Source organism: Nocardia spumae, assembly GCF_020733635.1.
Taxonomy (GTDB): domain Bacteria; phylum Actinomycetota; class Actinomycetes; order Mycobacteriales; family Mycobacteriaceae; genus Nocardia; species Nocardia spumae.
This window is the reverse complement of the sequence record NZ_JAJFZL010000001.1, coordinates 5,009,671-5,034,911: the sequence shown is the minus strand read 5'-3', so window position 1 is coordinate 5,034,911 and position 25,241 is coordinate 5,009,671. Positions and strand designations below refer to the sequence as shown.

Here is a 25,241-nt window from a genome sequence, read left to right as displayed (position 1 = left end):
TGATATTCAGTGGTGGTAAATCGGCAGCGATCGGATCAGGCGCAGCGCAGCAGCGCCGCGCGGATGGATCGGGCGCGGGCATCGTCGAGGACGGCCGTCCCGAGACGGTTCATCACATATCCGAAACCGAGACCGGTTGCCGGATCGGCGAAACCGAAGGAGCCGCCGTAACCGGTGGTGCCGTAGGCGCGCTTGTCGCTGCCGAATCGGAAGGTGCCGCACGACTTACGGAAGCCCAGGTGATAGCGACTGCGGGTGAGCAGCACCAGATCGTCGGCGGGGACGTCGTCGACGGTATCGGCGGTGGCCAGCCGATCCAGAATGCCCGGGGCGATGGGCAATTCCCCGGTGCGTCCCGCCGCCGCGCCGTAGACCCGGGCCAGCGACCGCGCGGTGCCCACACCACCGGCGGCCGGACTCTCCACACCCAGGAATTCCCGCCGGGCCGCGCGTTCGGGTGCGCCGGTGCGCGGACTGCTCAAGGCCCGGTAGGTCAGGCCGCGCCGTAGGAACAGCTGGATCCCGATGCGCAACGGCACCTCTCGCTCGTACCGCAGCACATCCAGACCGGAGGTGGATGACAAGGTGGCGATCCGCTCGAGCGGTTCCTTCTCGGGCAGGCCGATGAAGAAGTCCAGATCGAGCGGTCCGGCGAATTCCTCGGCGAAGATGCGCCCGATGGTCCGGTGCTGTGGATCGACCCGCCGCAGCAACTCCCCCTGGTACAGCCCGGCCGTGATCGGGTGGTAGCCCTGGCGGGTTCCCGGGCTCCACAAGGGTTTCTGATCCGCGAGAATCTCCGCGAGCCGATCCTGATCGGCCATATCGCCGAGTCGCACCACCCGATCGAGGACCGGCAGTCCCGCGCGGTGATCCAGTAGCTGCCGCACGGTGATCGCTTCCTTGCCGTGGGCGGCGAATTCGGGCCAGTACTGCGCGACCGGCGCCTGATAGTCCAGGACCCCGCGCGAAACGGCGCCGGCGACGACGAAGGCCGTCATGCCCTTGGTCGAGGAGAACACCGGCACCATGGTGTCGCGCTCCCAGGCCAGCCGGCGGCGCCGATCCCGGAACCCGGCCCACAGATCCACCACCGGCCGGTCCCCGTCGTACACGGCCACCGCCGCCCCGATTTCCCCGGAGCAGGCGAAGTTGCGTCGAAACGCGTCCGCGACCGGTCCGAAACCGGCCGCCACCTCACCGTGAACCTCAGCAACCTCGCCCATAGTGCAACCGATGGTAACGGCCATCGGCGGGCAGCTCGACGGGTGCGGTGATCAGGCGGCGAGGGCGGGATGTTCGGCGAAGTAGCCGAGCACCGCGCGATGCCAGGCGTCCGGGCTCTCGTGCATGAGGACGTGCCCCGCATCGATCTCCACATACCGCGCACCCGGGATCGCGGCGGCGAGTTCGCGGGAGTTGGCGGGATCCACGAGCAGATCGGCGGTGGCGGCGATGATCCGCGTCGGCACCGTGATCGCTGGCAGGTCCGCCCGGGTGTCGACCACCGACACCAGGTCGGCCTGTGCGGCGGTGCCGCCGGGCACGGCCGCCGCGATCTGCGTCAGCAGCCGCGAGCACTCCGTATCGGTGCGGGAGTTGATGAAGGCCGCGCTGTATCCGGACAGCAGCACGATCCGCGCGAAGGCGTCGTGGTCGCCCGCGGCCAGCGCGGTGCGCCACAGGTCCAGAATCAGCCGGGCACGATGGTCGGCCCGCGCGAGTCCGGCGGCCAGTACCAGTCCGCTCACCCGATCGCGATGACGTATCGCGGCCCGCACCGCCACCGCGGTACCCAGCGAGAATCCGATGATCGGGAACCGTCGCGCCCCGGCCGCCACCGCCGCCTCGACCAGCGCGTCGGCGAGGTCGTCCAGATTCAGCACCGTGTCGTCGGCGGGATAGTCCGAGCCGATCACCGTGTGCCGCCGGGCCAGCAGCGGGATCAGCGATCCGAAATTGGCCTCGATGCCGCCGCCGGCGCCGTGCGCGAGCACCACCGCGGGTCCGCTGCCGGTGACCGAGGTGGACAGGGAAATGTTCGTCATGGCCGCGACGTTAGGGCTTGACATGGATGTGAAGGTCAAGCCGATGTGCGGGAGACCACGATGCTGATCGGGGAACTGTCGGCCGCGACCGGAGTGAGCTCGCGCCTGCTGCGCTACTACGAGGAGCAGGGTCTGCTGGCCGCCCGCCGCGACGGCAACGGCTATCGCGTCTACACCGCCGACGCGACCGAACGGGTGCGGCGCATCCGGGAGCTGCTCGCCGCCGGATTGCCGACCGAATCGATCCGCGAACTGCTGCCGTGTGCGACCGCGACCGGCTTCGAACACTGCGACCACAGCCGAAAGATCATGCGCGACGGGCTGTCTCGACTGGATGCCCAGATCGCCGAGTTGATCCGGCGTCGCACGCTGCTCGCCCACCAGGACGGCATCACCGCCGCCGCACCCTACGACCGCGAGGGTCCGCGGTTGGGGTGAGCCGCATCGCCCCTGGGGGCACGGCCGGTGCGGACTTCTCGTAGGCTCGGTGCCGTGCGCGCACTCGAGCAGATTCGCGATTGGCCGGTTCGTCACGCTGCCGCCGGCGTGGTCGATACGCGCGGAGTCGTCGGTACCGAGGGGGATCTCGACCGCGTCTTCGCGCTCGCCTCGGTGACCAAACCCCTTGCGGCCTACGCGGTTCTGGTCGCGGTCGAGGAGGGGGCGATCGAACTGGATCAACCCGCCGGGCCGCCCGGTTCGACCGTCCGCCATCTGCTCGCGCACGCCTCCGGATTGGCTTTCGACACCACGGTGATCCTGTCCGAGCCGGGACAGCGCCGCATCTACTCCAGCGCCGGTTTCGAGGTTCTGGCCGAGTTCCTCACCCGTGAGACCGGAATCGAATTCCCCGACTATCTGCACGAGGCGGTATTCGAGCCACTCGGAATGAAATCCTCGGTATTGACCGGCTCGGCCGGACACGCCGCTCGTTCCACCGTGCACGATCTGTTGCGTTTCGCCGCGGAATTGCTGGAGCCGACACTGCTGTCCGCGGACACCCTCGCCGCGGCGACCGGTGTGCAATTCCCCGGCCTCGGCGGTGTGCTCCCCGGATACGGTTCGCAGCGCCCCAATGATTGGGGTCTGGGATTCGAGATCCGCGATCACAAGACTCCGCATTGGACGGGGGGAGCCAACTCGCCGCGGACCTATGGTCATTTCGGGCAGTCCGGAACCTTCCTGTGGGTGGACCCGCAGATCGGAGTGGCGTGTGTGGCATTGAGCGATGAGAATTTCGGGGATTGGGCTCGTGCGGTGTGGCCGACCTTCAGTGATGCCGTCATCGCGGATCACCAGCGGATTCGCGACACGGGCGAAAAGTAACAGCCGTAACACGGGGCACTCCAGTAAACTCGGGCAACGCCTGCGCTCGGCGGGATGTTGGGGAAGACGTCCCACGTCGAGGCTGGAGGTATACAGGTGCGCGCATCTGATCAGTTCGCGGATGTGACATGTGGTGTGGTGTATATCCACGCGTCACCGGCCGCGCTGTGCCCGCACATCGAATGGACGCTCTCCTCCGCGCTGAAATCACCGGCGTCGCTGCGCTGGACCGCGCAACCCGCCGCCGGTGGACAACTGCGCGCAACCACCGACTGGGTGGGTCCGGTGGGTACCGCCGCGCGAATTGCCAAGGCGTTGCGGGATTGGCCGGTTCTGCACTTCGAAGTGACCGAGGATCCCTCCGAGGGAGTCGACGGCGAACGCTACAGTTTCGTTCCCGGCCTCGGATTGTGGTCGGGCGCGATGAGCGCCAACGGCGATGTCATGGTCGGTGAAATGCGCCTGCGTGAAATAGTCCGCTCCGCCCGCGCCCGCGGCCGGGCCGGCGACATCTCCGCCGATATCGATCGCGCCCTCGGCACCGCCTGGGACGACGAACTGGAACCCTTCCGCACCGGCGGCGAGGGCGCCGAGGTCACCTGGTTGCGTCGCGACGTCGGCTGAGGTCACGTCGCCTCGAACAGTCGGATCGCCTCCTCGACGGACAAGTGACTCGTCGCGACCGATACGTCGATATGCGGGTAGTGCTCTCGGATCGCGGCGGCCAGCCGATTTATCCGGTCCCGGATCACTACGGGATCGGACACGGAGGCTGCGTTCAGATCACTCAATCCGGGTAGGCCGTCGGCCACCAGCGTCGCGCGACGATCCTGGATGATCGTCTCGTAGATCTGGAACTGCACACTCGTGATCTGCGATGTGTCTATGCGACCCGATGCGGTCAGGACGCGGTCGCTCACGCCTTCGAGGAAATTCTTCGCCGAGTGGTCTGCTGCGGGCATCGGGCGAGCCTGGACACTGGAATCGATGCCGAGCACCATGCCCGCCGGATGGAAGCGGTTCAGGCCGTCGCGGACGTCGGTCCAGCGGGTGATCGTGCCATACACGCTCGCGAGATGGGCGCCCTCGGCGCCCGTTTCGCGGTGGGGACCGTCGGCCCCTTCAGTAAGGTAGACGACCTCGCCCACCGAACTGTGCGCCGCGGTCCGGATGTAGCCCTCTGCTTCGGGCGGCTCTCCGAAAGCCCGGGGAAAGATCTGCTCGCACTGCCACAGCCGGGCACCGTTGTAGAAAGGCGCGCGCGGCATCTCCACTCCCTGCGCAACCGGTGCGAGATCGTCGAGGGCCGCGGCCTCGATGTCGCGGTCCGCGGCCCGTGCCGGGGCTTGCAAGTCGGCGAGACCGTCTACGTCGATACCCATGTCGCGCAGGAGCTCCAGATTGATGCCCTCGGCTGCGGGCTTCAGGGCGGTAGGCCGAGCTTCGGCAGGCGCCGGAGGTGCGGCCGGCTCGTCGGACGGTGCGGCTTCGTTCCGACGGAGCTCGAACCAGATCGATTTGCTGCCGTCGCCATGCTCGATGATTCCGGTACCGTGGGACGCCTTGAACCGGATCTCGCCGCCGCGCCCGCTGGATTTGTCGCTCGGCACCGGATTGTTCGGGTCGAATTCCGTTGGTCGCCCGGGAATATGGTCGGTGACCGAGATGCGGAGCCGGGGGCCGTCGGGGCCGGTATCGATCGCGGATCGGTAGATTACCGGTGAGCGGTCCGGTGGGGTGAGTCCGACGGCGTTCTCGTACACCTCGCCGTGGATCAACTGGGCGTTGCCGATATGCGATTCCGGCCAGCCTGCTTGCGTCAATTGCGCGCCGAGCGCACGCCGTTCGATGGACACACGGCGTGTGTAATGGTGACGGGTTGCCTCGGTTCCCTGCACCGACCGATGCGGAAGGGTCGGTTTGCCCTGCGCGTCTACCGTCAGTGGTGGCGGATTCTCGTCGAAATACCACACCGTCATGGACTGGTGGTTCTCATCGACGGTATCGGTGATCGCCAGGCGCAGCGAGCGGTCCGCCGAATTGGGATCGAACGCCATGAACTCGGCGGTGAGGTCGATCGTACCGTCGCCGGATTCTATTGCCCGAGTGACGGTTTCGGCGATCGAGGCGGCGGCGTTGGGTCCGTTCGCCGGCCAATCCCGCAAGAGTGATGCAACTGCCGCCGCAGCGTTTTCCGCGTGCTCGCGATCGCCCGCGGCGAGTGCTCCGAGGGCGACGCGGTCGGGATCGCCGTCCGAAGCCGGTGCCGTGCTCGGTGGGTCGTCCGGCGGGTTGGGGCCGTCCGAACCGTCGGTGCCAAGGTTGTGTCCCTCGCCGGAATCGGTCGGCACACTGTGCGTTTCGACGGCCTCAGGGTGCGGCTCCGGCGGCCCGGCGGGCGTGCCGTCGGCCGGGTTCGGCGGCCGATCCACCGGAGCCGACGTCACCCCGCGTGGTGGTGTGGGACTCGCGGGCGAGTTTGCGCGGGGCTCACCGCTCGTCGCCAGTCGGCTCTGCTCCGTGGTGTTGTGGGCGGCGGATTCGGTCGCATGCGGTGTGCTGCTGTGCGATCCGCGTGCGTCCTGGCGCCCCGACCCTTCGGCAGTATGTTGGGAAGCGACAGTCCAGGCAGTTTCCGATCCCGCGGGGACCGGCTCGGCGGCGTCTGCTCGCTGTGAGACCCCGGCCGGAACCGGCTCGCGCGCAGGGGAATTGGCCGCGCGATGATCGGCGACACTCGTCGACAGGTGTTTCGGCTCGTTGCCCGAGGAGATGAGATCGGCTTTGCCGGGATCCCGGGTGCGGGTAGCCCAAGGCGGTGCCGCGACCGGATCGGTGGCGACCTCGGTGACCGGCCGGGTGCGGAGGGCGGCCTTGTCCGGAGGCACTGTGGTGCTGTAGTCGAACGGGTCCGGATGGGCGGTTCGCCCGGACCCGGTTCCGGGCGCCGCAGGAGCGGGAGGGTCGCGGTAGGTTGACACCACGTTCGCCCGGCCGGGCGGCGAAGCCTCGCTCACCTGAACCGCGTGCGCCCCTGGCGGATCCGGTAGCGGCATGCGCGGCACACCTGCCGGTGTGGGCATCGGCCGGGCGCGCATGGCAGCCCCGGCAGCGCCGAGGAAGCCGCCCGCGAACCCGGGAATTACTCCCTCGGTGAATGCCTGACGAGTGAACGCCTGACCGGTCAATATCAGCGACACCCCGGTGCCGGCCACACCGCCGGCGATGCCACCGGCACCGCCGAGGAACACCGTTCCTCCCAAATGCGCGAGCAATCGCCCCGCCGGGCTCGTGGCGTGGCGGCCGAACAGGGTGGTAATCCTCGGGGCCAGTACATGACCGGTGAGCGCGCCGGCCGCGCCACCCGCGCCACCCGCGATGACGGCCACACGCGCCGAGGTGAGATCGATGCCGTCTCGATTCCCCTCCATGATCTGCACACCCTGGGCGCCGAGATTGACCAGGCCGCCCAGCGTCATACCCACCAGTGCCGACTTCGCGGCCAGCACCAGCAGACTTCGTTCCGCCGCTGCCTTGGCTCCGGCTCCGGCGAGCCACTCGAGCACTCTTTTCCGCAAGGCGGACAGGGTCGCATCGGCCGCGATCCGGTCGGCGACGCCCATCAGCGCACCACCGGCCGCGAAGGCGAGCCCATCGCGTGCCAGCTGTCCGGCCAAGGTCGCCGCGGTGAAAATGCAGACCAGCTTCTGGAATTCGACCCCGGTCGCGCCCTCGTGCAGCTGCCGGGCCATGCTGTCGCAGTAGTTCTGCTGAGCGCGCCAGTTCTCGGCAAAATCGAGATGGCTCCGGGCGAGTTGGTCTACGGCCTCACCCGCTGAAGCGGCTTGTATCGCCCGCGCCGCGACGAGGTGTTGCTCCGCCAAGGGGGCGCACTGCTGGGCGGTATCGGCCCAGACATCCGCGCAGCGGCGCATGGCGGTCTCGTCGCCCTGCGGAAAATGCCCTGCGACGCAGGCCATCACCGGTTCAGGCAGCCACGGTGGCAATGTCAGGGTCACGCGGGGCGCGCCCCGGGTGTCGCCACCGGTTCCGCGGGTCTGCCGGCCGATTCCTCGAACCGCCAGGCCGAGTTCCGGGGATCCACTGAGAGTGACTGGTCCACGCGGATCTCTCCTTGTTCGCATCGCGGCGAGCCGAGTGGTCCGGGAACGAGCTGGTGGAACCGATTCGCACCCCCGGTTTCCGGGCTCCCCTGCCAGGTCGCGTCGTCGGCGCGGGTGGCGCTGCCCGGTCTACTCCGATCCGGTCTCGGGTCGGCCCTGATTCGCGAAGAACGCGCGGATATCGCGCAGACTCGGCGCCTCCGGCAGCACATCCGGCAGATCGCCCATATCGTCCAGCTCGGTGACGATCGGCGCGGTGAGCGCCTCGGCTCGTTGCTGCGCCGCCTGCGCGGCGGCCTGCACGGCTTCCACGATCGAGCTCGCCAGTTTCTCCGGTGTGGAACGCATGGCCGAGGTCGTCAGCCGCAAATCGGTGAGCACCCCACTGCCGTCCACCGTCACCTCGACAGCCTGATCCGGTGAACTGGCCTGCACCCGAAGCGATTCCAGCTGCCGGCACACCTCACCGAGGTGGGGCTGCTGCTGTTCGAACGCATCGAGCAGACTGTCGACCTGCCGGCGCAGCCCGCTGTTGGCCGACCGCAACTCCTCGCGCTCCCAGTGTTCCACCGTGCATACCTTTCTCGTCGTCGGTGGGCATCGGCTCACCCTTGATTCGCGTCGGCCCGTTCGCCTGCCCGCGCGGTGAGTAGCCGATGCAGGACCTTGGCGGGGCCACCGGCCGAGCTACCGGAAAGCTCCACCTCCGCGAAGCCGTGCGCGACGGCCAGATCGGGCGCGAACATGTCGTGGCGCAAGCAATCCGGGCCGAGCTGTTCGCGCCAGCGCCGGTATCCGTCGACGATCTGAGCCAAGGTGTCCCGCTCCGCACCGCTGATGCGGACATATTCGGTGATCAATGCCCGCTGGGCCTCCTTGCGTGCTAGCGATCCGCCGGTCAGATCGAGGACGGCGCCGAGCTCGCGTACGATCGCGGCGAACATCGGCCGCTCCCGGTATACCGCCGGGCGATGCGCCGCATCGGACGCGGCCAGGGAGGCGGGGTCGACCGCCGCCGCCGTTGCGACCACGATCCACGGCTCGACCGCCGATTCCGGTGCCGTACCGCGGTTCTCGACCTGACATGAGGAGCCGGCCGCCGGCCGGATCTCGATTCCACGCAGACCCGCCGGGTAGGTGCCGAGTACCGAATCGAGGGCCTCCGACATCTGCAGCACCGCGTCCACGGTGATGCCGGCCTCCTCGAATCCCGCGATCTCGATGTCGTGCCGCGACGCCATTTCCCGGGCGATCCGCAGTGCCTCGGCATCGGTGACATCGCGCCGCTCGCCGGCCACGGGCTTGTTGCGCCGCGCCGGGCGGTCGGTTTTGTTGTCGCGCTTCTTGTCCGGCTGCTCGGTACCAGGCCCCTTCCGGCGCGGCGGTGAGACGCGCGGTGGCGTCTCGCTCTCGGTGGCGGGCGGCGTGGTCGCGGCCGGTTTCGCCCATGGCGTCGCGGGCGTCGCGGTGGTGCCGCGGGACCAGGGGGTGTCGGCGCGGGCCGCGGTTCGGCCGGTGGCACCGGCGTCCGGCGGTGTAGTGTGCTGCCGGCCTCCGTCCGCCGCGGCGCCGTTCGGCGCATTCGCCGGTGTGGGCGCGGCCGCGGCAGGATCGGTCGCCTCGACCGGAGAGTCGGATGTGGCACTGTTCGGGTCGTACGAGCCATCGGGTGAGTCGGCGCCGTTCGACGGCTGTCCGGCCCGGTCGGCTGTCGGCCGAGTACCGTCGCCGGTTGGTGACTGTGGATTCGGATCGGCGCCGCGCCCGGCATTCGGATCCGGATCGCCGTGGTACGGCGTCGCGGCTGCCGCTGTGCCGGCGGGGGGACTCACCGGCTGGGCTCGAGTGGCATCCGGTGTCGCCACGCTCGGGGTGACGGGATAGCGCGCATCCTGGGGGACGAGGGCATCCATGGCGGTCGGTTCGGTGGAACCGCTGTTGCCGATCCGATTTCCGCCGTCGAGGTCGTGATTATCGAAGTTGTCGGCGGCGCCGGCGGTGTTGGATTGCAGGGCATGCAGATTCGCGGCCAGATTCTCGAGGCCCTCGATCCCGCGATCGGCGCCGGGGACATAGGTCTTCGCGAAGGTCTTGCCCGGATCGTCATCGCCCCAGCACTCGCCTTCGTGGCTCAGCGCCGCGCGTAGCGACGCCACCATTCGCTCGGCGTCCTCGGCCAGCTGCCGCAGCTGTTCCCCTGTGGCCCGCAGCTCTGCCGAGTCCACCGATAACGGCTGGTCCACGCCGAACTCTCCTGGTCGTCTGCCGCCTGCCGGCCTCGGTACTGTCCGTATGCTCCGGCACATCACTGCGACGGATGGCGCGGGCATCACCGGCTCTGAATTGTCCCGCAGCCCACTCGGCTTCGGGACGGCCGCGATTCCCGTCGGTGAGAAGACATGATCGAGCGGATCCGCCGGGTCGGTCCACCGGTCCGAAAACGCCGAACGGGCGATCCATACAGGACCGCCCGTTCGACTCGAAACTGTCTTCGCTACAGCGGAATGTTCTTGTTGTGGCTGGGCCGGGCCGGGGCCGAGGCGAGCGCCGCGGCGATGACGGACCGGGTCTTGGCGGGGTCGATGATCTCGTCGACCACGCCGATCGACAGGGCCCGGCCGACACCGCCGGCGATGGCCTCGTGTTCGGCGGTGAGCCGATCGATCAGCGCCTCACGCTCCGCTTCGGGGGCCTTGGCGATGGCCTTCTTGTGCAGGATGCCGACCGCGGCCTTCGCGCCCATGACAGCGACCTCGGACTCCGGCCAGGCGTAGACCGCCGTGGCGCCCAGCGAGCGGGCGTTCATGGCGATATAGGCTCCGCCATAGATCTTGCGGGTCACCAGGGTCACGCGGGGGACCCGCGCCTCGGCGAAGGCGTGCAGCAGTTTCGCGCCGCGGCGCACCACACCCTCCCACTCCATTCCGACACCGGGCAGATAGCCGGGGACGTCGGTGATGACCACGATCGGAATGCCGAACGAGTTGCACAGTCGCACGAAACGCGCTGCCTTCTCGGCGGATTCACTGGTGAGGCAGCCGCCCATACGCAGCGGGTTGTTGGCCAGCACGCCGACCGTGCGGCCACCGAGACGGCCGAGGCCGGTGACGATGCTGCGGGCGTAACCGCCCTGCATCTCCTCGAACGAGGATTCGTCCTCACCGTCCGGGGAGGGGATCTTGTCGAGCAGTTCGCGCACGACCGGCTTGACATCGTAGGCGCGCTTGGCCGAGGCCGGCAGCATGGCCTTGAGGTCGACATCGCCGTGTGCGGCGGCGGAGAGATCGAATTCGCCCTGCTCGGCGAACATCGACACCAGGCGACGGCCGCGATGCATCGCGTCGTTCTCGTCGTCGGCGACGATGTGGCAGACACCGGACTTCTTGCCGTGGGTCTCCGGGCCACCGAGGGTGGCCATGTCGACGTTCTCGCCGGTGACCGACTTGACCACGTCCGGACCGGTCACGAAGACCCGGCCCTCGGGCGCCATGATGACCACGTCGGTCAGGGCGGGGCCGTACGCGGCGCCGCCGGCGGCGAATCCGACGACCACCGAAATCTGGGGGACCAGGCCCGACGCGCGAACCATGGCCTCGAATACGGTGCCGACCGCGTGCAGCGCCTCGACACCCTCGGCCAGGCGCGCACCGCCCGAGTGCCAGATGCCGACGACGGGGACACGGGAGTCGATCGCGGTATCGATCGCGTTCACGATGTGCTTGCAGCCGTCGACGCCCATCGCGCCGCCCATCACGGTGGCGTCGGAGCAGTAGGCCACGGTGCGCACACCGTCGACCTCGCCGATCGCCGCCAGTACGCCGGACTTGTCGCGCGGGTGCAGCGGCAGGACGGTTCCGGGATCGAAGAAGCGCTGCAACCGTCCCAGCGGATCACGGGGATCGGTCGAGGCATCCGCGTGCGCGGGAGCCAGGATGGTCATCGCGTTGTCTCCTCGAGGGAATGCGGAGTCGCCAAAAGCGGCTGCGAAGAAGAATGAGATCCCGGTGGGGCTTCGGAGGGGGAAAGCCCCACCGGGTTCGCTGAAGTTGTCGACTTACGTTGTCGACCGAGCCGGATCAGTACCGTCCGAAGGTCAGTGCCACGTTGTGGCCACCGAAGCCGAACGAGTTGTTGATCGCGTACTCGATGTCCTGGCGTCGAGCCTCACCGTGCACGACATCCAGGTCGATCTCCGGATCCTGGTTCTCCAGGTTCAGCGTGGGCGGAACGATGCCGTCGCGAATGCTGAGCACTGTGAGTACCGACTCGAGGGCGCCCACGGCACCGATCGAGTGGCCCAGGGCGGACTTGGGCGCGTAGACCGAGGCGTGCTTGCCCACGGCCTTGTGGATCGCGTTCGCTTCCGCGGTGTCCCCGATGGGGGTGGCGGTCGCGTGCGCGTTGATGTGGGTGATGTCGGACCTGGTCAGTCCGGCGGTCCGCATGGCGCGCTCCATGGCGCGCGCCGCACCGGCACCTGTGGGATCCGGGGCGACCAGATGGAAGCCGTCGGAGGTGATGCCGGCACCCAGCAGGCGGGCGTGGATGGTGGCCCCGCGTGCCTTGGCGTGCTCTTCGGTCTCGACGACCATCAGTGCACCGGCCTCGCCGAAGACGAAGCCGTCACGATCCTTGTCGAACGGTCGCGACGCGCCCTTGGGGTCGTCGTTGCGGGTGCTCATCGCGCGCATCATGGAGAACGCCGCGATCGGCACATCGGAGATGTAGCCCTCGACACCGCCGGTGACGACCATGTCGGCATCGCCCATGACGATCATCCGCCACGCGTTGGCGATGCCTTCCGATCCCGACGAACATGCCGAGACCGGGGTGACCACTCCCGCCTTGGCCCCCAATTCGAGGCCCACGACAGCGGACGGCCCGTTCGGCATGACCATCTGAACGGCCAGCGGCGAGATCTTGCGGTAGCCACCGTTCTTCAGCTTGTCCACCGAGTCGATGAGCGCGTCGCCGCCGCCGAGACCGGTGCCGATCGCCACGGCGAGGCGTTCGGGGTCGACTTCGGGGCTGCCGGCGTTCTTCCACACCTCGCGGCCCAGGACCGTGGCCAGCCGCTCGACATAAGCCATGCGGCGGATCTCGACTCGGCTGAGCAAGGTGTCCGGCGAAACCTTCAGGTGACCGCCGATGCGGACCGGGAGGTCGTATTCCTCGATGAAGGAATCCTCGAGAACGTCGATACCGCTCTCGCCGTTGAGGAGTCCCTTCCACGTCGCATCGACGTCACCCGCGATCGACGTGGTCGCCGCGAGACTGGTGACGACTACGTTCGGGAAGTTCCCGTTCAAGGTGGAAGGAGTGGTCACGGTACCGGCCCTTTACTCGGCGTTGCCGAACTTGGCCTTGAGCGCCTCGGCCATCTCGGAGTTCTCGGCCTCGAGCTTCTGGACGTAGGCGACCGCGGAGCCGACGGTCTTCAGGCTGGCGAGGTCCTCGTCCGGAATCTTGACGCCGTACTTGTCTTCCATCTGCACCGCGATTTCGACCATCGACAGCGAGTCGATGTCCAGGTCATCGACGAAAGACTTCTCGATCGTCACCTCTGAGGGCTCGATGCCGGTCACCTCTTCGATGATCTTGCCGAGCTCTTCGACGATCTGTTCCTGGGTCAGAGCGGCCACTTCGTGGCTCCCTTCTTGATCTTCCGTAGGGTCCGATTGATTCGGAGGTCCGTTTATTTCTTCGGTACGAGGTGGGCAAATGTTTCGCCCGCCCGCTCACGGCCGCGTCACTGCGAACCGCGAGGAAAGCTAGCCGGTTGCCGAAAGCTCGACAAACGCGGGGATGTTCTCGGGGGTCTTCAGCGCCAGATTCGGGGTGCCTTTCAGCTCCCGCTTGGCGATGCCGACCAGAGTTCCGGCCGGTGGCAGCTCGGCCACCGCGGCAACTCCTGCCGCGCGAACGGTCTCGGTGCACAGATCCCACCGGACCGGCCGGGTCACCTGTGCGGCGAGCTTTTCGATGGCGTCCTTGCCCGAGGTGACCGGCTTGCCATCGTAGTTCGACAGCAGAGTCCGGGTCGGTTCGCCGGGCACCATCTGGGAGATGGCTTCCGTCACAGCGTCCTGGGCAGGTGCCATGAACGACGTGTGGAAGGCCCCGGCGACGGGCAGGGCACGAACACGCGCCTTCTCGGGCGGGTTCGCGGCGAGTTCCGCCAACGCATCCAGCCGGCCTGCCGCCACGATCTGACCCACCGCGTTGCGGTTGGCCGGAACGAGATCGAGTTCGGCGAGCCGGTCGAGCACGGCGGCTTCGTCACCACCGAGCACGGCGGACATGCCGGTCGGAACCAACGCACAGGCCTTGGCCATCTCCGCACCGCGGATCGCGGCGAGTTTCACCGCGTCATCGGGGGAGATGACGCCGGCGACGGCGGCGGCGGCGAGCTCGCCGACCGAATGTCCGGCGACGATGGTATCGGCCGGAATCGAATCGTGCGGCATCTCCGCGAAAGCCAGCAGCGCGGCGGCCACCACGAGCGGCTGGGTCACCGCGGTATCGGTGATCTCCTCCGCGGTGGCGGTGGTGCCGAGTTGCAGCAGATCCAGGCCGGAAGCCTTGGACCACAATTCGAGACGGTCCCGCGCGCCGGGAAGATCGAGCCATGGCGCGAGCATGCCGGGTGTCTGGGAGCCCTGTCCTGGGGCGAACAACGCGATCACGTCTCTAACAAAACACCGTGAGAGGGCTCCGTGGAGATGTCGACGCCGATGAGGTTTCCGGACCGCTTTTGTGCGGACCCCACAAAAAGCCACGTGGGTTGTCGCGATCGACCGATTCCTGGTATCCGTTACAGTCGATCCTCGGAGAAAGTTACCGATGAGTCGTCTGGGGCGGATGTTGACGTTTCGTTACGGGTTCGTGTCAAACGACCTACTGTGGCCGCGATTCGGAGCACGTAGGCATCACGCGGATTCATCGGATCACGGCCGGTGACTTCGGCGATGCGCTTGAGTCGATAGCGGACCGTATTTGGATGAACGAACAGCTGGCGGGCACATGTCTCGACGGCTCCACCGCAGTCGAGGTAGGCGTCGAGGGTGTCCGACAGGGCCGACCCAGCGGCGGCCAACGGTAGCACAAGATACTCGTTGAGAGCGTCGATCGCAGCCCGGTCACCGAGGAGGGCTCGTTCGGGCAGCAATTCGGCCGCGTGCACCGGTCTCGGCGCCGCCCGCCAGCCGACCACGGCCTCCATTCCGGCCATCGCCTCCACCGCGCTGACGTGCGCCGCGGACAGGGTCCGCATGGTCGGCCCGATGACCACCGGACCGTCGGAGAAGGCCTCGGCGAGCAGATCCATCAGGAACGGTGACGGATACCCGGTATCGCCGAGATTGCCGCTGACCACCATGACCAGCCGCGAGCCCTGCACCACCGCCAGCGCCGCGCGACCGTGCCGGGTGGCGGCGGTGTGCACCGAACTCACCACGGCCACTTGGTCTTTCGGCGGCGTCCCGACCAATACGGTCGCGGCCGCGGTGGCATCCCAGTTGAGCGTGGCGGCGCGGGAGAGCATCTCCGGGCCGGTGTCGCCGCGGACCACCGCGTCGACCACCAGCGCTTCCAGCCGGGTATCCCAGGCGCCACGTGATTCGGCCGCGCTGGCGTACACCGAGGCCGCCGCGAAGCCGAGCTCCCGGCCGTAACGCAGTACCGCCTCGGTGAGCGCCACCAGCTGCCGGTCGTTGCGCGCCAGTGCCGGTAGCCACTGCTCGAAGAACTCCATCGCGACCCGGACCATGTCCACGGTCTGGCGCAGCGTGAGCCGGCGGGCCAGATCCTGTGGGATCACCTGGAAGGCGTCGAGGCTGAATCGGATATCGCTTTCCGGATCCTGCAGCCACTCCAGGAAGTTGACCACCGCGGTCTGCACCAGCATCTGGACACCCGCACGCTGGGCGGCATCGAGATCACCGAAGAACGGTAGCCGGTCCTCCATCGAGGCGATGGCCTCGGTGGACAGCCGCCCGGAGAACTGCTTCACCCTTTTGAGCAGGGTATCCGGCAGCGGATCGCGGGTTTGCCGATTCGGGGACAGGGCCCCGGTCGGCAGGTAGACCTCGTGCTCGGACGACCCCTCGGAGACCCGGCGAGGCCGCGGCGGTTTACGTTCCACTGTTCAATATTCCGTCATCGCGCTGGTGGGAATCCGCAACCCCCCGGTAAGGGCGCGATGTCGCGCCCGAAGTCCCCGCCCGGAGCCGGGGTGCGATCGGCTCCGCCCGGAACCGGGGTGCGATCGGCTCCGCCCGGAGCCGGGGTGCGATCGGCGCGCGGCGGGCCTGGAGGTCACCGTCCGGGCGTGGACGCCCGGTGCCGCCGATCGCGCCCCGGCGGGTCACGCGAGTTGGTCTTCGGTGCTCACCGATTTCGGTGCGGCGTCGACGTCATCGATCCGGTAGCGTGCCGCGGCCTGCGCGACCACCGCCGGATCGATCCCGCCCGTACGTCCCAGGGCCTCCAGAGCCGCGAGAACGATGGATTCGGCGTCGACGTTGAACACCCGCCGGGCCGCCGGGCGAGTATCGGAGAACCCGAATCCGTCGGTGCCCAGTGTGGTGTAGTCACCCGGAACCCACTTGCGGATCTGATCCGGCACCGCCCGCATCCAGTCCGATGCGGCCACGAACGGCCCCTGCGCCTGCGACAGCGCCTGGGTCACGTACGGGAGCTCGGTTCCGGCCTCCGGATGCCGCAGCGCGTGGATCTCCTTGGCCAACGCCTCCCGGCGCAGCTCGCTCCAGGACGTCACCGACCACACGTCCGCCTGCACACCCCAGTCCTGAGCCAGCAGTTCCTGGGCACGCAGGCCGTCCGGCATCGTCACGCCCGCGACCAGGATCTGGGCGCGCACGTCACCGGCACTGCCGCGTCGGTACAGATAGATCCCCTTCAGCAGACCGTCGATATCCAGATCGTCCGGTTCGGCCGGCTGCTGATACGGCTCGTTGTAGAGGGTGATGTAGTAGAAGACGTTCTCGCCGCCGAAGACGTCGTTCTTCAGCACCGGATGGGTTCCGGGCACCTCGGAGGCGAGAGTGCCGCCAGGCCCGAGCTGAGGCTTCCCGCCGCCGTACATCCGGCGCAGGCCGTCACGCACGATGTGCGCGATCTCGAAGGCGAACGCCGGATCGTAGGCGACCACGGCCGGGTTGGTCGAGGCCAGCAGCAACGAGTGACCGTCGTTGTGCTGCAGTCCCTCACCGGTGAGCGTGGTCCGCCCGGCGGTGGCGCCGAGGACGAATCCGCGAGCCAGCTGGTCGGCCGCGGCCCACAGGCCGTCGCCGGTGCGCTGGAAGCCGAACATCGAATAGAAGATGTAGAGCGGGATCATCGGCTCGCCGTGGGTGGCGTAGGAGGTGCCGGCCGCGGTGAACGACGCCGTGGAACCGGCCTCGTTGATGCCCTCGTGCAGGATCTGACCGATCTGGCTCTCCTTGTAGGCCAGCATCAGTTCCGCGTCGACCGAGGTGTAGAGCTGGCCGTTGCGGTTGTAGATCTTCAGCGAGGGGAACCACGAGTCCATGCCGAAGGTACGGGCCTCGTCCGGGATGATGGGGACGATGCGATCGCCGATGTTCTTGTCGCGCAGCAGTTCCTTCATCAGCCGCACGAACGCCATCGTGGTCGCGACGTTCTGCTTACCCGAACCCTTGCGCACGGAGGCGTAGGGCGCGTCGCCGGGCAGCTGCAGCGGCTTGGCCACCGAGCGCCGCTCGGGCAGATAGCCGCCGAGTGTCCGCCGCCGATCGAGCATGTAGCCGATCTCGTGCGACTCCATACCCGGGTGGTAGTACGGGGGCAGATACGGATCGGCCTCGAGCTGGGCGTCGGTGATCGGGATGCGCTGCACATCGCGGAACGCCTTCAGATCGTCCAGGGTCATCTTCTTCATCTGGTGCGTGGCGTTGCGGGCCTCGAAATGCTTGCCCAGGCCGTAACCCTTGATGGTCTTGGCCAGGATCACCGTCGGCTTGCCCTGGTGCGACAGCGCCGCCGCGTAGGCGGCGTAGATCTTGCGATAGTCGTGGCCGCCGCGCTTGAGATTCCAGATCTGCTGATCGGTCAGGCCCTTGACCAGTTCCTTGGTGCGCGGATCGCGACCGAAGAAATGCTCGCGGACGTAGGCGCCGTCGTTGGCCTTGTAGGTCTGGTAGTCACCGTCGGGGGTGGAGTTCATCAGGTTGACCAGCGCACCGTCGCGGTCGGCGCCCAGCAGCGCATCCCACTCACGGCCCCAGATGACCTTGATGACATTCCAGCCGGCGCCGCGGAAGAACGACTCCAGCTCCTGGATGATCTTGCCGTTACCGCGCACCGGGCCGTCGAGGCGCTGCAGATTGCAGTTGATGACGAAGGTCAGATTGTCCAGAGCCTCGTTGGCGGCCACCTGGATCAGGCCGCGCGACTCCGGCTCGTCCATCTCACCGTCACCGAGGAACGCCCACACGTGCTGATCGGAGGTGTCCTTGATACCCCGGTCGTGCAGGTAGTGGTTGAACCGGGCCTGGTAGATGGCGTTCATCGGGCCCAGACCCATCGAGACGGTCGGGAATTCCCAGAAGTCGGGCATCAGCCGCGGATGCGGATACGACGACAGGCCGTGGCCGGGACCGCCGTGGCTGTACTCCTGACGGAACCCGTCGAGCTGCTGCTCGGTCAGCCGGCCCTCGAGGTAGGCGCGGGCGTAGACACCGGGGGAGGCGTGACCCTGGATGAAGATCTGGTCGCCGCCGCCGGGGTGGTCCTTACCGCGGAAGAAGTGGTTGAACCCGACCTCGTAGAGCGCCGCCGACGACGCGTAGGTCGAGATGTGCCCGCCCACACCGATGCCGGGCCGCTGTGCGCGGTGCACCATCACCGCGGCATTCCAGCGGATCCACGCGCGGTACCGGCGCTCGACTTCCTCGTCGCCGGGGAACCAGGGCTCGTTCTCGGTGGGAATGGTGTTGACGTAGTCGGTGGAGGTCAACGCCGGAATGGTGACGTGACGTTCACCGGCGCGCTCGAGCAGGCGCAGCATCAGATAGCGCGCGCGGCCGGGGCCCTCGCGCTCGAGCATCTCGTCGAACGAGTCCAGCCATTCGCTGGTCTCCTCCGGGTCGATGTCCGGTAGGTATGACGCCACCCCCTCGCGGATCACCCGCACACGCGCCCCTGCCGGTCGGGCGTGGGCCGACTGGTCGGCGGAACCGTTGCTGTTCGCGGCCTCGTCGGGATCGGATGCGGAACTTGACGAAATCGGGTGCATCAGGTCGGTCAAAATCAATGCTCCTCGTACAGGGGTGGACAAGCTGATGGCTCTAACCCCGGACGGCCGCGCTGGTGTGCGGGCCATCCGTCGCTCACGGTTTGGGGCGCACCTCACATCCTTGTCGATGATGCGTCCCAGGTCATCATCTCAGCCGTAAATCCAGTACCGTTCGCTAGGCTGTGATGCCCGATGGCCGATCGGCCGAACGACATCTTTTCGACTGCTCGAGAAGCGGGGAGGACGATGAAACTGCTGAACCCACGTGGGTTCGGGCTGATGTGTGCGGCCTTGGCGGTCGGCACCGGGCTGGTGGTGGCGGGATGCTCCACTGCTGTCCAAGGTACTGCGACCGTGAACCAGGCCGACGCCGCGGCGTATCGGACCGAGATGGTCGCCTCCGCGGCCGCGGCCAGCTCGTCGAAGCAGGCCGCCGCCCAGACGAAGGCGGTGGGCGACAACTGCACCCCGTTCCGGGAGACCACCGGCGGAGCGGTGACGAAGTACAACGACTTCGTCGACGCGCACGATGCGAACGCGCCCGACCAGGACGCCAAGCGCGATGCCGCCGCGCAGACGCTCGAGGACGCCGCGCGCACCGTGGAGGGCCGGGTCGGCGGTTCCGGGGAGGCGCTACCGCCCGATCTGGCGCAGAAGCTCACCGAATACGTCAACGCCGCACGCGAATTGGCCACCGAATCGCGCAAGATGACCTATACGGCGCCGGTCGGTTTGCTCAACGACGCCAGCAAGCGGGTCAACGACGCACTCAACGCGGTCCGGACCGCATGCCCCGCGCGATAGCCGTCGCGGTGGGGTCCGGGGAACGGATGAGGGTGCGCCGTCCCCGCTCAGGGGGCTGGACGACGAATCTGCACGGTTCGCCGCGATGCCTTCATCCGCGACATTTCGGAAGTTATTTAGCCGGATCGGCTTGCGTTGCGGCCGATAACCATGTTCGCTTGCAACTATCTGTTGTCGGGAGTTGAGGAGGACACCACCGTGGTCGCCGCGGCGGACGCGCAGAACTACGCTCAGAAGCTTGGCATTTCCCACGGCATGGCGGTTCAGGAGCTGGGCTGGGACGAAGACACGTCGGACGAACTGCGTTCGTCCATCGAGGAAGAGATCGCATCCGAGCTCCTGGATGAGGACACCGACGAGGTGATCGACGTCGTGCTGCTGTGGTGGCGCGACGGTGACGGTGATCTGGTGGACGAGCTGATGGATGCCATCGGCCCGCTCGCCGAGGACGGTGTGGTGTGGGTGCTCACCCCGAAGACCGGTGAGCCCGGCCATGTCGATCCCAGTGAGATCGCCGAGTCCGCCCCCACCGCGGGGCTGACATCGACCACCCCGGTGAGCCTCGGTACCTGGACAGGCACCAAGCTGATGCAGCCGAAGACGCCCTCGAAGCAGCGCTGATCCATCGCGTGACTAAGGTTTCGCAGGGGCGGCCACCGAGTTCGGGAACAGCCCGCCGTCGAAGACAGGAGGACTGCGCATGCCGCTCGAAGTAGGCACGGCCGCACCGGATTTCACGCTCAAGGATCAGAACAATCAGGAAGTGAGCCTCGCCGATTACCGGGGCCACAAGAATGTCCTGATCGTGTTCTACCCGCTGGCGTTCACCGGCATCTGTCAGGGCGAGCTGTGCAAGGTTCGCGACGAGCTGCCGAAGTTCCAGAACGACAACGCCGAGATCCTTGCCATCTCCGTCGGCCCGCCGCCCACCCACAAGATCTGGGCGGCCGAACAGGGCTACACCTTCCCCCTGTTGTCCGACTTCTGGCCGCACGGCGCAGTCACACAGGCCTACGGTGTCTTCAACGACAAGTCCGGTTTCCCCAACCGCGGCACCTTCGTCGTCGACAAGGACGGAATCATCCGTTTCGCGGAGATGAACGGCCCCGGAGAGCCCCGTGACCAGGCGGCTTGGGAGAAAGCGCTCACTGCGTTAGATTCTTAAACCGCCGCGCAAGGTCCCGGTCACCCCGGGATCGCACGGCAGACACCATCTTCACCGCCTTGCCCGGCCGGTGGAGTCCGGGCGTATAGCTCAGTGGTAGAGCACTGGTTTTACACACCAGCGGTCGGGGGTTCGAACCCCTCTGCGCCCACCCAGTTTGTGCAGATCGGATCGCCTGTAATTTGCCCCACGTCGAAATCGCGGGGCATTCATGGGGCTCGCGGCTCAGCCGAGGATGTTCCGGACCTTCTCCCGGTGGCTGTCGGCGAGGCGCGGGTCTGTGTCGACCGGATCGGGGTACCGACCCCACCCGGGGAAGACTCCGCGGACAGGCTCAGCCCGCGGCCAGGGCGCGGTCCATGCGCTCTGCCAGAGTCAGATAGGTGTTGCCCCAGCCGCTGCTGATCGCGATCTCCTGAAGCGCGCCGGTAGGCAGAAACAGCAGGGAAATCTCGCGGACGGCGGACCGGGCCGTCCTGGGGTCGCGGATCCGGTCGATCAGGTCACGCAGTTCGGCCGCCGCCTCTTCGGGGGTGTCGTATCCGGACCAGGTCACGTCGGTGTCCGGCCGCGCGACGATGTCGATCACCTCGGTCAGCACCCGGATCACCTCATCGGCATCGTTGGGGCGCAACGCCTCACACTCCTGTCCGCCTGTCGCGCCGGGCGGATCTGAGCAGGTGTGGGTGATGCCGCCCGGGGTGGATCCATCATGCACGGGGTCCGGCTGTGCTGCCGCGCTCGCCGACGAGTAGATCGCGGCGAACGCGACGCGCACGACCGTGTCGCTGATCAGGCCGGACGCAAGGGACCGATGTAAGTGCCCGGATGGGTGGCGCCGTCTTGGCGCGAGACACTGCCGGCCTGGGGCCACGCCACCTGCAACCGGGCGGTGGTGTCGGGCGGGGTCACGACGATCGTGTGGGGCGTCCAGCCGCCCGGTCCGTCGGCCAGATAGGTGAGTTCGCTGCTCACGGCGGAGCCCGGCGCGACCTCTACGGGCGCGAAACCGGTGTCCTGGCGTGGCAGCGAATAGGTCGGGCCGAACGTCGGATCGTCGGGGCCGGTCAAGTCGATGCTCGGATAGCCCTGCACCAGGCAGCTCTGCGCGGACGTGTTCGCGAGCACGATCCGCAGCTTGTTCTGCCCGGTGGGGGTGGGCGCCCCGTCCTGCTGGGTGGTCGCGTTCAACATACCGGCGGCACATACCGGTGGCTGCGCGGAACCGATCGCCGGAACCACGAACATCGCCGGAATCGCCGCCGCCACCGCCATCGTTCGCTTCATCATCTTCGTCACCGTCGAAGCTCCTTCCCACGCAATATGATTCAGGACTCAAACCGACCGTATGTCATGCGGTGGGTGCGCCGGTCGCGGTCGACGACGAGACGATGCTCACGTCGTTCACCGACAGGCCTCGCGCTGCGGCTGAACATCTCCGCCGAGATGGCGGCCCGGGCGCTTGTGTCGGAGGCATCGCGCTGTGGCCAGCAGTCGCCCAGAGCAACACCCCGACGGTCGGTCCGGCTGAGGCAACGGTTGGCCGAGGTAGAAGCAAAGCTTGTTCGCCCGAACTGACCGAATGAAGCGTTGTCGACAGGTACACGGTCCTGTGGTCCACCACCGGTGCACTGATCGATCGAATACAGGCGGTGGCCTCCGAGTGGACCTGCGCCCTGCCCTGAGTGGCGGGCGGCTCGGGTCAGGGGGTGTCCAGCGCTGTTACCGGGACGCCGTAGGGCAGGAATCGCACTCGCCGGCGCTCATCGGTGTTGTCGCGGTGTGCGCGCAGGGCTTCGAGCTCGCTCGGGAAAACCTGCTCGACCCGGGCCTCGCCGGTGTCGTCGACGCTGTAGATGACCCACACCCCGCTGCCGGTCTGGCCTGTCGTCTCACCTTCCGGCGCCGGGGGCCGCGGACGTGCGGGTTGGACGAACCCACCGAGCAGCGACGACAGTGTCGTCCCGCCGGCGCGGTCGATGTACTCGCCGGCTCGTCCGAGGAGGTCGCGGACGTCGATCCCCGCCTCCCGTAACGCGCGTTCGAATTCTTCCGGGTCGATTCCGAAAGGCCTGTCGGGTGCCATCACATTGCTCCTGAAGACGAATTCGGCGATATGCCTTCAGTGTCCTCGCCAAGCCCCGACTTCGCCACGCCCGACGCTGCGTGAACACGGGGATGAGTGCCGGTGGGCTCTCGGGGGGGAGCCCGCGCACCCGCTCGCCGCATCGCCGGGTGTTTCGAACGCCTCGGGAGAGGTCGTGTGGTCCGGCGATTGTTCTGTGAATCGTGCGAAACTCCGTGTCGCAGAAGACTCGGACGCCCATCGCGGAGAGTTATCTCGCTAGCGGATAACGTGATCGTCAGAGTTTGCCTGCTGCGGCAACTCGACACGGAGATCGACTGTTCTGAATATGGCGAATTTATGGCAATGGACCGTGAATCCGTACTCGCCGGCGCGAAGCGCATCAGCACGCGGGGAGTTGGTCCCGAGAGCCGGCAAGAACGAAGTGGGGTCCGCCGGAGCCGGATCAGGGGGCGGGCTTGGGCTGGGCCAGGTCGCCGATGCCGGTGATCGCGGTGATGATGTTGTCGATGGTGGAGGTGCCCTCGTCGAGGGCCGAGCTGCCGGAGTCGAGCATGGCGGAGCCGGAGGACGATCCCGCAGAACCCGAGGAAGAGCCGGTATCGGCCGAACCCGAGCCCAGGTCCGAGGGGGCGCTCGGAGCCGCGTCGGCGGAGGGTGCGGCAGCGGAGGCCATAGCGACCGGGCCGAAGAACAGGGCGCCGGCGGAGAGGGCGGTGGCGGCAAGGATCTTGCGAGAGACCATGTACTGATTTCCTTTCACAGATGGATAACGACGCCATCACGGCGCACCACCAAATATATGAAGGTGAAATCTGTAAATCCACTTTCGTTACTGTGGGAATGGTCACCGTTAACAACTGGCGAACTCGATATTTTGCCGAGGTAACACGATTTGATCTTCATTTCGATCGAAAATTGAATGATCAAATGTTCAGTTTTCTTCTCCGATACTTCGGATAGGCCTGCGGCGGACCGGATTCCGCATCGGGGCCGGCTGCCCGGCACCGCGCGACCTGGGCTCGCGATGCTGTCGCATGATCGAGTGCCGGTGTCATCAGAAGCCCCAGCGGCATCGGCAGTGCAGGTGAGCCACGCCGGGCCGGCGCTGCGGCGGCACGGGTTCGAGCCCTCGGGGAACCTCCCTCATAACAGCCGCGCACTGTGCCGATGCGGCGCATGATTCAAGAATGCGGTTACCACAGTCGATGGCAGCGGCCACGACCGAAGGGTGCGTGCGGCCGTGCGCGACGTGCTGGCGGAACTGACGTCGATCTGGCGATCGGGTGGCACCGCCGGTGTCGCCACGGTGGTTCGCACGCGGGGGTCGTCGCCGCGACCGGCCGGTGCGGTGATGGTGGTGGCTCCCGACGGCAGCGTCGCAGGGTCGGTGTCGGGTGGTTGTGTGGAAGCGGCCGTCTACGAGCTGGCCGTCGACGTGGCGCGGGGCGGGCGACCGCGATTGGAGAGTTACCGGGCCCGTGACGAGGATCCGTTCGTGGCCGGGCTGACCTGCGGGGGTGAGATCGACATCTTCGCGGAGCCGGTATCGCGGCAGACGTTCCCGCAGTTGCAGGCCGTCGCCGACGATATCGCCGCGGACCGGCCGACCGCGGTGGCCACGGTCATCGCGGCTCCGGAGTCCGGCGGACTGGGCCGGCGGCTGGTCGTCACCCCGGATTCGGTCACCGGATCGCTCGGATCGGCCGGAGTCGACGGTGTCGTCGCGGGCCGGATCCGCGGACTGCTGGACGCCCACCACAGCGGTGTCATCCGCTGTGGTGGGGACGGTCTGTGCCAGGACAGCGGGATGGAGGTGTTCGTCGGCAGTTATGGGCCCCGGGCGCGGATGGTGATCTTCGGAGCGATCGACTTCGCCGCCGCGCTGGCGCACCAGGGCGCGCTGCTGGGATACCGGGTGACGGTCTGCGATGCCCGGCCGAGGTTCACCACTGCGGACCGTTTCCCGGCCGCCGACGAAGTCGTCGTCGACTGGCCGCATCGCTATCTCGCCGGGCAGGCGCGGCAGGGCGCCCTCGATGCCCGCACCGTGATCTGCGTACTGACCCACGACCCGAAGTTCGACGTGCCGGTACTGCGGGTGGCGCTGCGGCTACGCGGGGGCGGCTATGTGGGTGCGATGGGTTCGCGGCGCACCCATGCGGATCGGCTGCGCCGCCTACGCGCCGCGGGACTCACCGATACCGAGCTGGGCCGGCTCCGCGGCCCGATCGGCCTCGACCTCGGTGCGCGCACGCCGCAGGAGACCGCGGTGTCGATCGCCGCGGAGATCATCGCCGGCAACCGTGGCGGCGGCGGTCGCCGGCTGGCCGACATCGAGGGGCGAATCCACCACGACCGCATATCGTGAGCGCCGCCCGGCCAGGGGCGCCCCGCCGCGGGAGTCGAA

22 protein-coding genes and 1 tRNA gene are annotated in these 25,241 nt (G+C 67.6%); 8 read left to right on the top strand and 15 right to left on the bottom strand.

The window, feature by feature from the left end; translation table 11 throughout:
• Nucleotides 1-35 precede the first annotated feature (35 nt).
• Complete coding sequence (locus LKD76_RS22515; RefSeq protein WP_227983386.1) at nucleotides 36-1,226, bottom strand: serine hydrolase domain-containing protein; 1,191 nt, start codon at nucleotides 1,224-1,226, stop codon at nucleotides 36-38.
• 51 nt (nucleotides 1,227-1,277) lie between these two features.
• Nucleotides 1,278-2,048: an alpha/beta fold hydrolase gene (locus tag LKD76_RS22510; RefSeq protein ID WP_227983385.1), complete on the bottom strand. Its 771-nt coding sequence runs from the start codon at nucleotides 2,046-2,048 to the stop codon at nucleotides 1,278-1,280.
• A gap of 45 nt (nucleotides 2,049-2,093) precedes the next feature.
• Between LKD76_RS22510 and LKD76_RS22505 the strand changes: the two genes are divergently transcribed.
• From LKD76_RS22505 to LKD76_RS22495, 3 genes are all read left to right on the top strand, one after another.
• The gene (locus LKD76_RS22505; RefSeq protein ID WP_227983384.1) at nucleotides 2,094-2,486 is read left to right on the top strand and encodes a MerR family transcriptional regulator; all 393 of its coding nucleotides are present in this window, start codon (nucleotides 2,094-2,096) and stop codon (nucleotides 2,484-2,486) included.
• A 54-nt stretch (nucleotides 2,487-2,540) separates the two neighbouring features.
• Nucleotides 2,541-3,374, top strand: coding sequence for a serine hydrolase domain-containing protein (locus tag LKD76_RS22500; RefSeq protein ID WP_227983383.1), 834 nt, complete (start codon nucleotides 2,541-2,543; stop codon nucleotides 3,372-3,374).
• A gap of 96 nt (nucleotides 3,375-3,470) precedes the next feature.
• On the top strand, nucleotides 3,471-3,998 hold the full coding sequence (locus tag LKD76_RS22495; RefSeq protein WP_227983382.1) for a DUF3145 domain-containing protein: 528 nt from the start codon (nucleotides 3,471-3,473) through the stop codon (nucleotides 3,996-3,998).
• 2 nt (nucleotides 3,999-4,000) lie between these two features.
• Here the strand turns inward: LKD76_RS22495 and LKD76_RS22490 are convergent, their stop codons facing one another.
• The 9 genes from LKD76_RS22490 to aceE all read right to left on the bottom strand — a co-directional run bounded on the left by LKD76_RS22490 (nucleotide 4,001) and on the right by aceE (nucleotide 18,776).
• On the bottom strand, nucleotides 4,001-7,393 hold the full coding sequence (locus LKD76_RS22490) for a WXG100-like domain-containing protein (RefSeq protein WP_227983381.1): 3,393 nt from the start codon (nucleotides 7,391-7,393) through the stop codon (nucleotides 4,001-4,003).
• Nucleotides 7,394-7,627: 234 nt separating this feature from the next.
• The gene (locus tag LKD76_RS22485; protein ID WP_227983380.1) at nucleotides 7,628-8,068 is read right to left on the bottom strand and encodes a YbaB/EbfC family nucleoid-associated protein; all 441 of its coding nucleotides are present in this window, start codon (nucleotides 8,066-8,068) and stop codon (nucleotides 7,628-7,630) included.
• 35 nt (nucleotides 8,069-8,103) lie between these two features.
• A complete protein-coding gene (locus LKD76_RS22480; protein WP_227983379.1) occupies nucleotides 8,104-9,741 on the bottom strand; it encodes a WXG100 family type VII secretion target in 1,638 nt (545 codons plus the stop codon).
• A gap of 251 nt (nucleotides 9,742-9,992) precedes the next feature.
• Nucleotides 9,993-11,438 (bottom strand): acyl-CoA carboxylase subunit beta, encoded by a 1,446-nt coding sequence (locus LKD76_RS22475; protein WP_227983378.1) that lies wholly within the window; start codon nucleotides 11,436-11,438, stop codon nucleotides 9,993-9,995.
• 136 nt (nucleotides 11,439-11,574) lie between these two features.
• Nucleotides 11,575-12,825, bottom strand: coding sequence for a KasA/KasB family beta-ketoacyl-ACP synthase (locus tag LKD76_RS22470; protein ID WP_227983377.1), 1,251 nt, complete (start codon nucleotides 12,823-12,825; stop codon nucleotides 11,575-11,577).
• A 12-nt stretch (nucleotides 12,826-12,837) separates the two neighbouring features.
• A complete protein-coding gene (gene acpM, locus LKD76_RS22465) occupies nucleotides 12,838-13,140 on the bottom strand; it encodes a meromycolate extension acyl carrier protein AcpM (protein ID WP_227983376.1) in 303 nt (100 codons plus the stop codon).
• Nucleotides 13,141-13,269: 129 nt separating this feature from the next.
• A complete protein-coding gene (locus tag LKD76_RS22460) occupies nucleotides 13,270-14,184 on the bottom strand; it encodes an ACP S-malonyltransferase (protein ID WP_227983375.1) in 915 nt (304 codons plus the stop codon).
• 128 nt (nucleotides 14,185-14,312) lie between these two features.
• On the bottom strand, nucleotides 14,313-15,578 hold the full coding sequence (locus LKD76_RS22455; protein ID WP_255661939.1) for a PucR family transcriptional regulator: 1,266 nt from the start codon (nucleotides 15,576-15,578) through the stop codon (nucleotides 14,313-14,315).
• 285 nt (nucleotides 15,579-15,863) lie between these two features.
• The gene (gene aceE / locus LKD76_RS22450) at nucleotides 15,864-18,776 is read right to left on the bottom strand and encodes a pyruvate dehydrogenase (acetyl-transferring), homodimeric type (RefSeq protein WP_372466005.1); all 2,913 of its coding nucleotides are present in this window, start codon (nucleotides 18,774-18,776) and stop codon (nucleotides 15,864-15,866) included.
• Nucleotides 18,777-19,022: 246 nt separating this feature from the next.
• On the opposite strand from aceE, the gene LKD76_RS22445 reads away from it, so the two are divergent.
• The 4 genes from LKD76_RS22445 (at nucleotide 19,023) to LKD76_RS22430 (ending at nucleotide 20,896) form a co-directional block, all read left to right on the top strand.
• The gene (locus tag LKD76_RS22445; protein WP_227983372.1) at nucleotides 19,023-19,580 is read left to right on the top strand and encodes an Rv2240c family protein; all 558 of its coding nucleotides are present in this window, start codon (nucleotides 19,023-19,025) and stop codon (nucleotides 19,578-19,580) included.
• Between the two features lie 198 nt (nucleotides 19,581-19,778).
• Entirely contained in the window at nucleotides 19,779-20,201 is a 423-nt protein-coding gene (locus tag LKD76_RS22440; protein ID WP_227983371.1) for a DUF3052 domain-containing protein, read from the top strand.
• A 79-nt stretch (nucleotides 20,202-20,280) separates the two neighbouring features.
• Nucleotides 20,281-20,745 (top strand): peroxiredoxin, encoded by a 465-nt coding sequence (locus tag LKD76_RS22435; protein ID WP_227983370.1) that lies wholly within the window; start codon nucleotides 20,281-20,283, stop codon nucleotides 20,743-20,745.
• A gap of 79 nt (nucleotides 20,746-20,824) precedes the next feature.
• Nucleotides 20,825-20,896, top strand: a tRNA-Val gene (locus LKD76_RS22430).
• 183 nt (nucleotides 20,897-21,079) lie between these two features.
• Here the strand turns inward: LKD76_RS22430 and LKD76_RS22425 are convergent.
• The 4 genes from LKD76_RS22425 to LKD76_RS22410 form a co-directional block, all read right to left on the bottom strand.
• Nucleotides 21,080-21,523, bottom strand: a complete 444-nt coding sequence (locus tag LKD76_RS22425) for a hypothetical protein (protein WP_227983369.1) — start codon at nucleotides 21,521-21,523, stop codon at nucleotides 21,080-21,082.
• Nucleotides 21,524-21,537: 14 nt separating this feature from the next.
• Nucleotides 21,538-22,035: a DUF4232 domain-containing protein gene (locus LKD76_RS22420; RefSeq protein WP_227985367.1), complete on the bottom strand. Its 498-nt coding sequence runs from the start codon at nucleotides 22,033-22,035 to the stop codon at nucleotides 21,538-21,540.
• Between the two features lie 412 nt (nucleotides 22,036-22,447).
• Complete coding sequence (locus LKD76_RS22415; RefSeq protein WP_227983368.1) at nucleotides 22,448-22,831, bottom strand: Rv0313 family protein; 384 nt, start codon at nucleotides 22,829-22,831, stop codon at nucleotides 22,448-22,450.
• A 445-nt stretch (nucleotides 22,832-23,276) separates the two neighbouring features.
• Entirely contained in the window at nucleotides 23,277-23,576 is a 300-nt protein-coding gene (locus tag LKD76_RS22410; protein WP_227983367.1) for a hypothetical protein, read from the bottom strand.
• 498 nt (nucleotides 23,577-24,074) lie between these two features.
• Here LKD76_RS22410 and LKD76_RS22405 point away from each other — a divergent pair, with 498 nt between their 5' ends.
• The gene (locus tag LKD76_RS22405; protein WP_227983366.1) at nucleotides 24,075-25,202 is read left to right on the top strand and encodes an XdhC family protein; all 1,128 of its coding nucleotides are present in this window, start codon (nucleotides 24,075-24,077) and stop codon (nucleotides 25,200-25,202) included.
• The last annotated feature ends 39 nt before the right edge of the window (nucleotides 25,203-25,241 follow it).